The organism is uncultured Aureimonas sp. (assembly GCF_913775355.1).
In the GTDB taxonomy this organism is placed as follows: Bacteria; Pseudomonadota; Alphaproteobacteria; order Rhizobiales; family Rhizobiaceae; genus Aureimonas.
The window spans coordinates 1-13,697 of sequence record NZ_CAJYIU010000131.1 but is presented as its reverse complement, the minus strand read 5'-3'; the positions used below and the strand labels follow the sequence as shown (position 1 = coordinate 13,697).

Here is a 13,697-nt window from a genome sequence, read left to right as displayed (position 1 = left end):
CCTGTTCCCGAACACACGATGGAGCCTCAGCGATGATCCTGGCCTCGGCTGGCCGCGCCCTCGGCGACGTCTTCTCACCGCCCTTCCGGGCCGCGCTCTGGAAATCGCTCGGCCTGACCGCCGTCGTGCTGGTCGCGCTGTGGTTCGCGGTGCGCTGGCTGTTCGAGGCCGAGGTGATCCCGTTCTTCTCGCAGTTCTCCCCGGACATGCCGGCCTGGGTCGACAATGCCGGGACCCTTGCCGGCTGGGCGGCGGGCGTCGCGCTCGCCTTCCTCCTCGCCTTCCTGATCGCGCCGGTCTCGGCGGTGATCGCCGGTCTCTTCCTCGACGACGTGGCGGAGGTCGTGGAGCGGGACGACTATCCCGGCCACGCCGTCGGGCGCGCGCTGCCGCTCGGGCGCTCGATCGTGCTGTCGGTCAAGTTCTTCGGCGTCGTGATCCTCGGCAATCTCCTCGCCTTCGCGCTCCTCCTGGTGCCGGTGGTCAATTTCGGCGCCTTCTTCGTGATCAACGGCTATCTTCTCGGCCGCGAGTATTTCGAGTTCGCAGCGCTCCGCTACCGATCGGAGGAGGAGGTCCGCGCGCTGCGCTCGCGCTACGGCGGCACGGTCTTCGCCGCCGGCCTGCTGCTGGCGGCCTTCCTGGCGATGCCGATTCTCAACCTTCTGACGCCGCTCTTTGCCGCCGCGATGATGGTGCATCTTCATCAGCGCGTGTCGCAGCGCGAGGGCGGGCTGCCCGTCGGAGGCGTGGTGCCCGGCACGATGGAAGGTGCGCCGGGCGTCGCGGCTCAGCCGCCCGGACGCTTCGCCCCCGGCGGCAGGGGCTGAGGCCCCGGCGGGGCGTCGGGCAGGGCGACGAGCGGCGCCGCCGTCTCGCACCACTTCTCGTCGGCCCGGCAGAGGTCGGCGATGATGCAGACCGCGCAGTCGGGCTTTCGTGCCTTGCACACGAAGCGTCCGTGCAGGATCAGCCAGTGATGGGCGTGGCGCAGGAACCCGTCGGGGATGATCTTGAGGAAGCCCTCCTCCACCGCCTCCGGCGTCTTGCCGGGCGCGATCCTGATGCGGTTGCCGATACGCAGGATGTGCGTGTCGACCGCGAGCGTCTCCTCGCCGAAGGCCGTGTTCAGGATGACGTTGGCGGTCTTGCGACCGACGCCCGGCAGCGCCTCCAGTGAGGCGCGGTCTCGCGGCACCTCGCCCCCGTGCCGGTCGCGCAGGATTTCCGAAAGGCGCTGGACGTTCTTCGCCTTGGTGCGGAAGAAGCCGATCGACCGGATCGCTTCGCGGATCTCGTCCTCGCCCAAGCCCGCCATGGCTTCGGGCGTCGAGGCGCGCGCGAAGAGGCCACGCGTCGCCCGGTTGACGCCGGCGTCCGTCATCTGCGCCGACAGGACCACGGCAACCAGCAGCGTGAACGTGTTGACGTGCTCGAGCTCCGAGGTCGGGTGCGGGCGCTGGACCGCGAAACGCCGGAAGATCTCGGCCACTTCGTCCGCCGTGTAGGGGAACTTCGGCGCCTTCGCCTTCGCCTTGGCGCGCACGGCCGTGGCCACCGGCGCGGCCTTGCCCGCGTCGGTCGATGGCGCCTTTCGCGCGCGCTTGGTCGCAGGCGCTTTTTCCGCCATGGTCAGAGCCCTATTATCGCCTCGGCGGCTCGGGGAGCCGCCGCCCATTGGAACGGATCCAGCCTGCGAGGCAAGACGCAGATGACCGACAGCGCCGACCGCACCGTCTTCCATGCCCTTCTGACGCCCTACCGATCGCTGGGAAAGCGCGGCTTCAACGTGACCATGGCCCTGTTCGGGGGTTTGAGCCTCCTGTCCGGCGCGGTGTTCGTTTCGCACGGGGCCTGGCCCGTCGTCGGCTTCTTCGGGCTCGACGTCCTGCTCCTCTATGTGGCGCTGAGGGCGAGCTTCCGGTCGGCCCGCGCGTCGGAGGAGGTCCGCGTGTCGCGCACTGAACTCACCATCCGCAAGACCTCGCCGCGCGGCGCGGTGCAGGAAGCGCGCTACAACCCGTTCTGGACGCGGTTCCTGGTTCGCCGTCACGAGTTGGCGGGCGTCACCCATATGGCGGTCGCGGGCGAAGGGCGGCAGACCGAGATCGGAGCCTTCCTCAATCCGGAGGACCGCGAGAGCTTCGCCGAAGCCTTCAACCGCGCCCTCAACGAGGCGAAACGCGGCTGACGCGCCGCGCTCCCGGAAAACGGGTGGCCCCGGGGTCGGCCATGGTCCATCGTCGCGCCGAAGATGATGCGCGGAGCGATCCGATGGCCCACCATACCCCCTCACCCGGCTCGGCCTTGCCGCTTGGCGGCCTGTCGGAGGTGCCCCCGCCCTCGGACTATCCGCTGGTGCGCGCGGCGATCGAGTTCATCTCGGCGGAATATCGCAGCCAGCCCTCGCTCGACGCCGTGGCCGAGGCCTGCGGGGTAACGCCCCAGCGGCTGGAAGCCGCCTGCCGACGCTGGGCCGGCCTCAGCCCCAAGGCCTTCCTGCAGGCCGTCACCATCGATCACGCCCGGCGCCTTCTCGGCGACGGGCTGCCGCTTCTCGACACGGCGATCGAGGTCGGCCTGTCCGGGCCGTCGCGCCTGCACGACCTCTTCGTCAAGCACGAGGCGATGAGCCCCGGCCTTCACAAGGCGCGCGGCGAGGGCCTGTCCCTGTCCTACGGGTTCGCCGACACGCCGTTCGGCCGCGCGCTGGCGGTCTGGACGACGCAGGGGCTGGCGGGCCTCGCCTTCTCCGACGAGGAACGGGGCGGCGATGCGCATGCTCTCGCCGATCTCCTCGGCCGCTGGCCGCGGGCGACAACTGCGCGCAGCGACGAGGGTGCGGCGCGCCGGCTCGCGCGCGTCTTCCGGCCGGAGGAGTGGGGCGCAGGCGCGCCGCTCCGCATCGTCCTCATCGGCACCGACTTCGAGGTGCGGGTGTGGGAGCGGCTCCTCGCCATCCCGTTCGGCGCGGCGCACACCTATTCTGGGATCGCCGCCGAGATGGGCGCGCCGAAGGCCTCGCGCGCGGTCGGTGCGGCCGTCGGGCGCAACCCGATCTCCTTCGTGGTGCCGTGTCACCGCGTGGTGGGCAAGTCGGGCGCCCTGACCGGCTATCACTGGGGCCTGACGCGCAAGCGCGCGATGCTCGGCTGGGAGTTCGCGATCGCGGCCGCGGGCTGATCGCCGCAGCGGGGAACCCGTCGGCGGCCCGGAGCGTCCCCCACCCCGACGACGCGTGGAGGACGACCGGCATGGACGCAGCGGTGGAGAAGGACACGGGGCACATGGCGCTCGGCGAGGCCGAGCGCGAGGAGGCTTTTCGGCGACTGCGCGAGCACATGCCGGGCCGCACACCGAGCGCCAAGGGGCCGAAGGACCAGCCCGACCCGTTCCGCTCCGTCGTCTCCTGCCTCCTGTCGGCGCAGAGCCGCGACGTGAACACGGCGGCGGCCGCCAAGGCGCTGTTCGCGCTCGCCAAGACCCCGGACGCGATGCTGAAGCTGTCGGAGGAGGAGATCGCCCGCGCGATCAAGCCCTGCGGCCTCTACAACATGAAGGCGAAGAGCATCAGACGCCTGTGCGCCGCCCTGATCGAGGAGCACGACCGCGTCGTGCCGCAGACGCGCGAGGGCCTGATGGCGCTGCCAGGCATCGGGCGCAAGTGCGCCGACATCGTCATGAGCTTCACCTTCGACGAGGACGTGATCGCCGTCGACACCCACGTCTTCCGCGTCTGCAATCGCACCGGCATCACCGATGAGCGCACCGCCGACAAGACCGCCGCGGCACTGGAGCGCTTGGTGCCGGACTGGGCCCGGCGCGACGGCCATTTCTGGCTGCTGCAGTTCGGCAAGACGGTGTGCCTGTCGCGCCGGCCGCGCTGCGAGACCTGCTTTCTCAACGACATCTGCCGCTGGTTCGCCGCCGCGCGCGACGACTGACCCTGTCGCGTCTGATTACCAGGACTCCTAACGCATAACCGGGACTCAACATACGCTTCCCGGTGACTCACCCTTGGATTTGGGAAACCAGGCGGCGATGCTGCTTTGTCGAATGGCCTACCCTCATTTGATGCTTGCTAGCCAACCCGTGACGCTTCGAGCGGCTGCGATGGAGGCAACAAAATGGACATCAACAAGCTGAGGGTGAGAGTTAAGCGCGACGAACATGGCCCAGCCACGGAGGCACTCTCGCGTGAGGGCCTCGACCGTCTTGTCGACGACGCGATCTATACCCTGACGACCCTGAACTCGGAGGTTACGCCCGACTCCATCCGCGAGTATGTGGAGGTGAACGTGCGCATCAATGTATTCATCGGCCGATACTTCGCCCCAAGCACCTCTGAGATGGAAGACGTGCTCGACCGGGCCCGACTTGAGGGCTTCTGTGCTCATCATGATGGTGCCGAGGAGCTGGACGCACAGACACCGAACTTCCGCTGAAAGACACTGAGGTTGTCGGTCCCGCCTTTCCTCAGGCGCGGCCGACATTTTCGTTGGCGCACTGCATACCTGCGCGACGATGGCTGACTGAACAGCCAAATGTTGGGTCAACAGTGCCAACGGCCAGCCAGGAGGCAGGACGACTACGACGCGCTCGACGCCCCCACAGGGGCGTCCCGTCCAGTTCCAAGCCGGCCAGTCGCCCGAGGGCGTGACGCTCGGGGCCCGTCTCGCCGAGGTCGTGTACACCTCCCAGCCGACGCTGCTCGACGCAGTCGCCTTCGCGACCGAGCTTCGCCGGCAGGCCGCCGGCTTCGGGCGCGGCCGGAACCTGCCCCTGATCATGAACTCGCTGCATTCGGTCATCGGCGAGAGCGAGGCGGACGTCGCTCGGCGCGTGAAGGAGAAGCACGAGCGCATCGACTATCGGCGCGGCCGGCTGCAACTGGCCGACATGCTGGGTGGCGGGATCGACCTGTCGGACCTGCCGCTCGACTGCCCGCTGCCGGAAAGCCTCCTGCCCGACACCGGCACGGCCCAACGGCGACGCGGGCGGATCGAGATCTTCCGTCGCTATGCGCTGCAGGGGCTGTCGCTCCGCGAGCTGATCGTCCAGGCCGGCGAGACGGGGCACTGGTCGGTCGCCGGCACACCGGAGCAGATCGCCGACGCGGCGGAAGAACGCTTCCGGGCCGGCGTTCTCGACGTCGTCTCGCTGCATGGGCTCGGCAACCCGGATCAGGAAGACCTTCTCCTGAACGGCGTCCTGCCCAAGCTTCGCCGCCGGGGCCTTCTCGACGAGGATTACGTGGACGGCGGGTTCCGCGTCAATCTCGGGCTTCCCCCCGTCGTTCGGCACGTCGAGGACGACGCGCGAAGGACGGCTTCGGCCTGAGCGATCCCGACGTCCATCGTGGGACTGACAAAAGGAGGAGGGTTCTGTGCCATCGACTGCTTCGATGATGATCTCATAGTTCATCCCGTCGGCCGAAGATCTTATCTGTTTCGGTACGGTGAAAGGGCAGTTGGGAAACCGCAGTCTCGGTGTTTAAGGCCGATCGCCCCGTTGTCGACAAGCTGGGCTTCTGCCGCCCATCGAAGACCGGACGGAAACTTGCCGTGGATGTTGTCGACTTTCTTATTCCTCGAAGGCAGGACGGGGTAAGGTGCGTATTGGAATCAAAGGCAATGGTCGCGGCCGGACGTTCAACATGGCGGATCCATGGGCGCCGTGGTAGGTTCGTGAAATATCGGCCACCTGCGACTAATTGAAGACGGTCACTGCCGGGACCTAACACCTATGTGTTGGTTACAGAAGGCGGAAGGTCGGCGACGCTCAGCTTGCCCTCCTGGCCACGCCGCGTAATCAGGTCGGCGACCAAGCCGCTGGCCTTCGCCTCTTCGACAAAGGCTGCGAGGAAGGCGGCGCCCGCAGGACGACCACGGCGCACGCCGATGGACTGCTGCACGGCCGAGAAGCGGCCGTCGAGGATACGCGCACCTGGCAAAGTCCTGGCGTCCTCGATGAGGCGTGGCCGCAGCCCGGCAAGCACATCGAGCCCTTCCTCCACAAACAGCGCATAGGAGGCGTCGATGCCCGCTGCCCGGACTAGTGTTGCTGCGGTGATGTTGCGTTCGAGCCAGAGATCGTAGGCGCTGCGGGCTGAGACGGCGATGCGAATGCCGGGTCGGCCGACTTCGGCGAGAGTTCGGATCGGCGAGCCAGCCGGGACCATATAGGTCGCCTCAATTTCAGCATAGGCAGCAGTGAAGTCGATAACTTCGGCGCGTGCTGGCTCGGCGCCGATCAGAGCGATGTCCCAGACATCGTCGGCGGCGGCATCAGCGAGCAGACCCGGGGACGCGAAAGGCTCGTACTCGACGGCGACCCCGAGCCGTGCTGCGATCGCCTTCGCCATGTCCGGAGACACGCCGACGGGGCCTCCAGCGGAGTCCGCACCGCTTACGAGGAAGGAGTTCGACAGATTGATGCCGGCGCGAAGCCGGCCGGTGGGGGCTAGGTCTTGGCGGGCCGCGTTGAGCATGGTTCACCTTGAGCATGGGCGATAAGGATGTGCACCCGCCTGATGGCACACAGTTCGGTGTTCGGCAGAGGCAACCGGCGGGATCCATGCTCTCCAACAATCTTGCCATCGCGTTCCGAACGGCGATCGCTTGCTGCCAGTTCGCTGACGCTTCAGAACATGTGCAAGGCGTCGTTGAGCACCTACACTTCGGCGCCAAGCCGAACGCCGCGCCCGTCCGAGAACCGCCGTAATTCGAAGTCACGCGTGCCCACCATCGGCTCACGCCCCATCAGGAGCTGCGCGGCCAGGAGACCGGCGCCCGGCCCGATGCCGAAACCGTGGCCTGAGAAACCTGTCGCGACGACGACGTTGGGATCCGCAGCGATGCGGTCGATATAGGGTACGACGTCGGGCGTCACGTCGATATAGCCGCCCCACCGCTGCAGGATGCGGGCCTCGGCAAAGGCCGGAAAGAGCGAGGCGAGCGTCCCGAGGAGCGCTTGGCCATCGCCCGCGCGTGGCGGCGGGTCCAGCATGCGGGCGCCCGCGTAGCTTTGGGGCGTCAAGAGTTCGCGGAACGACCGGAGAGCCAGATGCGGCCGCACGCCGCGCGCTTCCGCCCGCAGCATGGGCATGAACTCGCGCAGGAAGCGGACGCTGTCGGGCGTCAGCGGCGTGTCGTAGGTCGCGCTGTGGGCAATCGTGTAGCCGCCGTCGAGGCGCTTGCGCAGGCCGATCTTCCCGATCCAGATCGAGGCTTCCGGCCCACCCTCGATGGCAGAGGTGCGGAACACCGATCCAAGGACCTTGAGCTGCGGCAGGCGCAGGCCCAGGCCGCGGCAGAAGGCACTGGACCAGGCGCCGGCTGCGACGAGCACGCCCGAACATTCGATCCGCCCGTATTCGGTCATGACCGCGTCAACCCGCCCGCCGGACCGCTCGACGCCTGTGACGGCGCAAGGGGCGAGGACGGTCAGGCCCCTTCCCTTGGCCACGCGCACCATGGCGGGCACAGCGAGCTGCGGCTCGGCGCGCCCGTCGCTGGCGACGAAGAGGCCCGCATCGTGACGCAGCGGCGCGCCTCCCGTGACCTCGGCGAGCCGGGCACCGGTCAGGATTTCGGCGTCGACCCCTTGCGGGCGCGCCATCCGCGCCCAGGCCTCGAAGGAAGCCTCCTCTTCCGGGCTGTCCGCGACATAGAGGGTCCCGTGCTGGCGGAAGCCGGTCTCGGCGCCGACCCGCTCGTTCATGCCGCGCCAGAGACGCAGGCTCTCGACGATCAGCGGCACCTCGCGCTCGTCGCGGCCCGCTTGGCGGCACCATCCCCAGTTGCGGCTGGACTGCTCGCCCGCGACCTGCCCCTTCTCGCAGAGCACGACCGAATGGCCGGCTTCCACGAGGCTCATCGCGGCGGAGGCGCCGATGACGCCGCCGCCGACGATCACGAAGTCCACCTTGCGCGGTACGACCGTGTCGCCGGGGACGAAATCGAGATGGGGGCCCATTGTCCTATTCCCTGTCTGGAGATACCGCCGGGCGTTCTCCCTGGTGCCGGTCGAGCCAGCCGATCTCCATGCGCGGCACCGATGCGACAAGGCGTTCGGTATAGGGGTCGAAGGGCGGCGAGAGCACCCGGTCCTTCGGCCCCTGACGAACGATCCGCCCTTGGCGCAGCACCGCCACCGTGTCGGCGATCCGCTCGACGATGGCAAGGTCGTGGGTGATGAAGAGGAGCGAGACGGCGCGCTCGGCCTGGACGCGGGCAAGAAGCTCCAGCACCCCGTCCGCCACCAGGGGATCGAGCGCCGAGGTCGGCTCGTCGCAGACGAGGACGTCGGGATCGGCGGCGAGCGCCCGCGCGATGCAGACCCGCTGCTTCTGGCCGCCCGAAAGCTCCGAGGGGAAGCGGTCGAGAAGGGACGGCGACAGCTCGATCTCCTCGAACAGCCGCTCAACACGCCGCCGCGCGTCCGCGCCGCGCAGCCCGAAGTAGAAGGTCAGCGGGCGGCCGACGATCTCGCCGACCCGCTGACGCGGATTGAGCGCGACGTCGGGGAGCTGGTGGATCATCTGCATCCGGCGCAGCGTGTCCTTCGGCCGCGCGGCGAGGAGCGGCGGCAGTGCACGGCCTTCGAAGAGGACCTGCCCCGCGTCGGGCGGCAGCAGCCCGGTCAGGACGCGGGCGAGGGTCGACTTGCCCGAGCCAGACTCGCCGACGAGGGCGAGCGTGCGCCCGCGCGGGAGATCAAGCGTGACATCGTCGAGGACGCGCTGCCCGGCATAGGACGCCGCGAGCCCTTCCATGCGCAGGACCGGTTCGGTCGTGGCGCGCGGCGCGGCGTCGGCGCCGCCGCGCGTGGCGACGAGCGCGCGCGTGTAGGCTTCCGCCGGCCGCTCGATGATGGCGCGCGCAGGTCCGGCCTCGATCATGCGCCCGTTGCGCAGGACGAGGATGTCGTCGGCGATCTGCGCCACCACGGCGAGATCGTGCGAGATGTAGAGCGCCGCCGTGCCGGTCGATCGCACCGCGTGGCGGATCGCGGTGAGAACCTCGATCTGGGTGGTGACGTCGAGCGCCGTCGTCGGCTCGTCGAAGACGATGAGGTCGGGCCGGCCGCAAAGCGCCATCGCCGTCATCGCCCGTTGCAACTGACCGCCGGACGCCTGGTGCGGATACTTGGCGCCGAAGGTCTCCGGGTCCGGCAGGGCGAGGAGCGCGAAGAGCGCCTTGGCGCGCGCCACCGCATCCGGCCGCGTCATCACCTTGTGAAAGACGGACGCCTCGATCACCTGATCGCCGAGCCGCCGGGCCGGGTTGAAGGCGGCCGAGGCGGACTGGGCGACATAGGCGACGGAGCGGCCCTGGAAGGCGCGCAGCGCCGCCTCGCCCAGCGCGCCGAGGTCGCGGCCCCGGATCAGGACCTCGCCGCCCGTCTGGCGCAAGCCTTCGCGGCGGTGGCCGAGGGCGGCAAGCCCGAGCGTCGACTTGCCTGCCCCGCTCTCGCCGATGAGGCCGAGGACGCGCCCCTCCTCCAGCGTCAGCGAGACGCCCTCGACGACGGGGGCGGCGGCGGGATCGCGGGGGCGGATCGTCAGGTCGCGGATGCGAAGGAGCGGAGCACTCATCGCGTGCCGCCCCGCTTCGCCGGGTCGGCCGCGCGGTTGATCAGCCAGTCCACCACGAGGTTGACCCCAACCGCCAGCACCGCGATCGCGAGGCCCGGCACCAGAGCGGCCGTGACGCCGAAGAGGAGCCCGTCCTTGTTCTCAAGCACGAGCCCGCCCCAGTCCGCCTCCGGCGGCTGGATGCCGAGGCCGAGGAAGGAGAGGGTCGAGAGGAAGATCACGGCGAAGGCGAAGCGCAGGCCGAACTCGGCAAGGAGCGGCGACCAGGCGTTGGGCAGGATCTCGCGCCGGATAATCCAGAGCCAGCCCTCGCCTCGCAGGCGGGCCACCTCGACGAAGTCCATCACCGCGAGGTCCCCGGCGATGGCGCGCGAGACGCGGAAGACGCGCGTCGAATCCAGCACCGCCATGACGAGGATCAGGACCGGCAGGGACTTCGGCAGGATGGAGAGCACCACCAGCGCGAAGATCAAGGTCGGCACCGACATCACCACGTCGTTGCCGCGCGACAGGACCTGGTCCACCCGCCCGCCCGCGACCGCCGCGAGGAAGCCGAGCGAGGCGCCGAGCGCGAAGGCGAGGAGCGTGGCAGCGGCCGCCACGAGGAAGGTCAGCCGCGCGCCCCAGATGAGGCGTGAGAGGAGGTCCCGACCGAGATTGTCGGTGCCGAGCCAGGCTTCCGGCGAAGCCGGGTCCCAGACGCCGCCGACCGGCTGGACGGGCGAGTGGGGCGCGAGGACAGGCGCGAAGGCCGCGAGCATGAGGAACAGCGCAACCAGCGCGAGCCCGAGGACGGCGGAGAATGGCGGGCGTCGCATGGGCGGACTACCGTGGCACGCGAAGGCGCGGGTTGACCAGGATGGCGAGTATGTCGGCCAGGATGTTGAGGCCGATATAGACGCCGGCGAAGATCAGCCCGCAGGCCTGAACCACCGGCACGTCGCGCTTGGTGACATGGTCGATCATGTACTGGCCCATGCCGGGATAGACGAAGATCACCTCCACCACCACGACGCCGACGACGAGATAGGCGACGTTGAGGAGGACGACGTTGAGGATGGGCCCCAGCACGTTGGGCAGCGCGTGGCGCAGGAGAACGCGCGAAGGCGGCAGGCCCTTGAGGCGGGCGGTCTCGATGTAGGGCGCCGAGAGCACGTTGATGAGCGCGGCACGCGTCATGCGCATCATGTGGCCGAGGACCGCGAGCACCAGCGTGAAGGCCGGCAGCGCGATCGCATCCAGCCGTTCGAGGAGCGTCATCCCGTCGTGCACCACGGCACTGGTCGCGAACCAGTTCCACTGGACGGCGACGGTGGCGATCAGGAGATAGCCGACGAAAAACTCGGGCAGCGAGATCGCGCCGAGCGTGACGATGTTGATCGCCCGGTCGGGCCAGCGGTCGCGGTAGAGGACCGAGATCCAGCCGAGGACGAGCGCCAGCGGCGTGGCCACGAGTGCGGCGGTGCCGGCAAGGAAGAGGGTGTTTTCCAGGCGCGGCGCGATGCTGGCCGCGATGTCCTGCCGGTTGGAGGAGCTGAGCCCGAGATCGCCCTGCAGGATGCCGCCCAGCCATTCGAGGTAGCGGAGCGCGGCCAGCTGGTCGAGGCCGAGCTGGGCGCGGATCGCGGCGACGGCCTCGGGCGTCGCCTGCTGGCCGAGCATGGCGCTCGCCACGTCGCCCGGCAGGATCTGCGTGCCCGCGAAGATCAGCGCCGAGACGGCGAGAAGCGTCAGCAGCCCGAGGACGAGCCGGCGCAGGAGCAGCGCGCCCAGCCCCCGGCGCGAGGGCTTGAGCCGGAGCGCGGTGATGCCGCTGTGCTCGGCCAGGATCGGATCGTGCGCGATCTGGCTCGGCGCGCGGAGGTCGGGATCGCTCAAGAACTGCTCTTACGTCTCTCGCCCGCAAGGACGAAGGGGCGAAGCCGACGAGCGGCTCCGCTCCTTATGGTCGAAGCGGCGGGCGCGCCTCAAGAGGCGAACCACACCTTTTCCGGCAGACGGTAGCCCGACAGGTCGCCGCCGCCCGGAACGTCGGTGACGCCAACGAGCTTGGCCGAGGTCGCAACCTGCGAATCGGCGAAGGCGTGGATGATCTCGCCCCCGTCCTCGACCAGCATGAGCTGGAGGTCGTGGTAGAGCTGCTTGCGCTTCGCCTCGTCGAACTCGGAACGGGCGGCGATGAGCTTGGCGTCGAAGTCCGGCCGCTTCCATCCCGTCTCGTTCCAGGGAGCGTCGGAGGCGAAGACCAGCGAGAGCATCGCGTCCGCCGTCGGGCGCACCGACCAGTTGGAGGCGCAGAAAGCGTGCTTCATCCACACCTCGTCCCAGTAGCCGTCGCTCGGCACGCGGTTGACGGAGATGTCGATGCCGGCGGCCTTCGCCGAGACCTGGAAGAGCTGAGCTGCGTCCACCGCGCCCGGAAAGCCGTTGTCGGCGGCGGAAAGCTGGATCGGGCCGGACAGCCCCGCCTTCTGCGCTTGGAAGCGCGCCTTGTCGGGATCGTAGGTGTGCTTCGGCAGGTCGGCGGCGAAGTAGGGGTTCCAGGGTGCGATCGGGTTGTCGTTGCCGACCTGCCCGACGCCGCCCATCACCGTCTTGACGATCGCCTCGCGGTCGATCGCGTATTTGAGCGCGAGGCGCGCGTCGGGATTGTCGAAGGGTTTCTGATCGAGCCGCATCGGGAAGCAGTGCATGGTGCTGGCGGTGGTGGAATGCACCGTGACCTGCGGCATCGCCTTGATGCGCGCCAGCATGCGCGGCTCGACGCGGTTGATCGCATGGACCTGCCCGCTTATGACGGCGGCCAAGCGCGCGGTCGCGTCGTTCATCGCCAGCGTCTCGACAGAATCGACGAAGCCGCGATTGGGGTTCCAGTGATTGGAAAAACGCTTGGTCAGCGCGCGCACGCCCGGCTGGAAGCTCTCCAACTGGAAGGCCCCGGTGCCGACGCCCTTGGCGAAGTCTCCGCCCTCCGGGCCGATGCCGAGATGATAGTCGGTGAGCGCGGCCGGGAAGTCGACATTGCCGGAACTCAGCTCGAAGACGACCGCGTTCGTGCCTTCGGCCTTGAGGTCGGTGACGGCGAGGAGCTGGCCCTTGCCGCCCGAGGGGCTGTCGGCGCCGCGATGGTGGTTGATGGAGTAGATGACGTCGGCGGCCGTCAGTTCCTTGCCGTTGTGGAACTGGACACCGGGACGCAGCTTGAAGCGCCAGGCCGAGCCGTCTGCCTTCACCGGCTCGAAGCTCTCGGCGAGCGAGGGCACGATCTTGCCGGTCTCGTCGATCTCGACCAGCGTGTTGAAGAGCTGAAAGCCGACCGTGTACATGTAGGCTTCGGTGTAGAGCGCGGGGTCGAGGCTGTCGGAGCTCGAGGCCGTGTCGAGGCCGAGGATCAGGTGCCCGCCGCGCTGCGGCTGCGGGGCTCCTTGCGCGAAAGCCATGACGCCGAGGCCCGGCACGAACAGCGACGCGCCCGCGACGGCCGACGCCTTCAGAATCGCCCGCCGATCCATGACGAGGGACGGGATGCGGTCTTTGGGTCCGGTCGTCATGGAAGGCGGGTCTCCTGGAACGCTGAAAAATGCTGAGGGATACGCAGCGCCTGCCACCGGTCGGTCGATGGGCTGCGGCACCGGGCGCAGAGTTCCCGTTGTGGTCTCGTCTATCAAGGGACAAACGTCGCCTTGTGGCGGCCGACGGAAGAAAATTCGACCGGAGCCGATGTCCCCAGCCTATAGAAGCGGGGAGACATCGGGAGACATCATGACCCTGTCCAACAGCCCCGGCTCCAAGATCGAAGCCGTCATCCGCGCTGCCGAGCCCGACCTCGTCGCCATCCGGCGGGACCTCCACGCCCATCCCGAAATCGGGTTCGCGGTCGAGCGCACGGCGGGCGTCGTGGCTCAGCGCCTGCGCGCGATCGGCCTCCAGCCGCGCGAGCGCGTCGGGCGCACCGGCGTCACCGCCCGGATCGAGACCGGCCGGCCCGGCCCGCATCTCCTCCTGCGCGCCGACATGGACGCCCTGCCGATCCACGAGGAAACCGGCCTGCCCTACGCCAGCCGGACCGACGGGGCGATGCATGCCTGCGGCCACGACC

General features: G+C 68.9%; 13 protein-coding genes and 1 pseudogene. 7 read left to right on the top strand and 7 right to left on the bottom strand.

Going from position 1 to position 13,697, the window contains the following annotated elements; translation table 11 throughout:
- The coding region (locus QZ753_RS09015) for a sulfate transporter family protein (protein ID WP_367171503.1) at positions 1–830 on the top strand (830 nt) is incomplete at its 5' end.
- Here QZ753_RS09015 and nth (QZ753_RS09010) read toward each other — a convergent pair.
- The gene (nth, locus tag QZ753_RS09010) at positions 791–1,636 is read right to left on the bottom strand and encodes an endonuclease III (RefSeq protein WP_294642950.1); all 846 of its coding nucleotides are present in this window, start codon (positions 1,634–1,636) and stop codon (positions 791–793) included. The two genes, QZ753_RS09015 and nth (QZ753_RS09010), sit on opposite strands and share 40 nt — an antisense overlap.
- Before the next feature lie 75 nt (positions 1,637–1,711).
- On the opposite strand from nth (QZ753_RS09010), the gene QZ753_RS09005 reads away from it, so the two are divergent.
- From QZ753_RS09005 to QZ753_RS08985, 5 genes and pseudogenes are all read left to right on the top strand, one after another.
- A complete protein-coding gene (locus QZ753_RS09005) occupies positions 1,712–2,191 on the top strand; it encodes a DUF2244 domain-containing protein (protein ID WP_294642946.1) in 480 nt (159 codons plus the stop codon).
- An 83-nt stretch (positions 2,192–2,274) separates the two neighbouring features.
- Complete coding sequence (locus tag QZ753_RS09000; RefSeq protein ID WP_294642944.1) at positions 2,275–3,183, top strand: bifunctional helix-turn-helix domain-containing protein/methylated-DNA--[protein]-cysteine S-methyltransferase; 909 nt, start codon at positions 2,275–2,277, stop codon at positions 3,181–3,183.
- Positions 3,184–3,254: 71 nt separating this feature from the next.
- The gene (gene nth / locus QZ753_RS08995; protein ID WP_294642942.1) at positions 3,255–3,944 is read left to right on the top strand and encodes an endonuclease III; all 690 of its coding nucleotides are present in this window, start codon (positions 3,255–3,257) and stop codon (positions 3,942–3,944) included.
- A 183-nt stretch (positions 3,945–4,127) separates the two neighbouring features.
- Positions 4,128–4,445 (top strand): hypothetical protein, encoded by a 318-nt coding sequence (locus QZ753_RS08990; protein WP_294642940.1) that lies wholly within the window; start codon positions 4,128–4,130, stop codon positions 4,443–4,445.
- Positions 4,446–4,596: 151 nt separating this feature from the next.
- Positions 4,597–5,340, top strand: a pseudogene (locus QZ753_RS08985) (LLM class flavin-dependent oxidoreductase); the annotation flags it as partial.
- 403 nt (positions 5,341–5,743) lie between these two features.
- Here QZ753_RS08985 and QZ753_RS08980 read toward each other — a convergent pair.
- The 6 genes from QZ753_RS08980 to QZ753_RS08955 all read right to left on the bottom strand — a co-directional run bounded on the left by QZ753_RS08980 (position 5,744) and on the right by QZ753_RS08955 (position 13,149).
- Entirely contained in the window at positions 5,744–6,490 is a 747-nt protein-coding gene (locus QZ753_RS08980; protein ID WP_294642938.1) for a transporter substrate-binding domain-containing protein, read from the bottom strand.
- 182 nt (positions 6,491–6,672) lie between these two features.
- Positions 6,673–7,977, bottom strand: coding sequence for an FAD-binding oxidoreductase (locus QZ753_RS08975; RefSeq protein ID WP_294642936.1), 1,305 nt, complete (start codon positions 7,975–7,977; stop codon positions 6,673–6,675).
- Between the two features lie 4 nt (positions 7,978–7,981).
- Positions 7,982–9,598, bottom strand: a complete 1,617-nt coding sequence (locus QZ753_RS08970) for an ABC transporter ATP-binding protein (RefSeq protein WP_294642932.1) — start codon at positions 9,596–9,598, stop codon at positions 7,982–7,984.
- On the bottom strand, positions 9,595–10,416 hold the full coding sequence (locus tag QZ753_RS08965) for an ABC transporter permease (protein WP_294642930.1): 822 nt from the start codon (positions 10,414–10,416) through the stop codon (positions 9,595–9,597). The genes QZ753_RS08970 and QZ753_RS08965 overlap by 4 nt, the downstream gene beginning before the upstream one ends.
- 7 nt (positions 10,417–10,423) lie before the next feature.
- Positions 10,424–11,407 carry an ABC transporter permease gene (locus QZ753_RS08960; protein WP_294642948.1) on the bottom strand — a complete coding sequence of 328 codons (984 nt, stop codon included), beginning with the start codon at positions 11,405–11,407 and terminating at the stop codon, positions 10,424–10,426.
- Positions 11,408–11,565: 158 nt separating this feature from the next.
- Positions 11,566–13,149 carry an ABC transporter substrate-binding protein gene (locus QZ753_RS08955; RefSeq protein WP_294642929.1) on the bottom strand — a complete coding sequence of 528 codons (1,584 nt, stop codon included), beginning with the start codon at positions 13,147–13,149 and terminating at the stop codon, positions 11,566–11,568.
- Positions 13,150–13,360: 211 nt separating this feature from the next.
- Here QZ753_RS08955 and QZ753_RS08950 point away from each other — a divergent pair.
- The coding region (locus tag QZ753_RS08950) for a M20/M25/M40 family metallo-hydrolase (RefSeq protein WP_294642927.1) at positions 13,361–13,697 on the top strand (337 nt) is incomplete at its 3' end.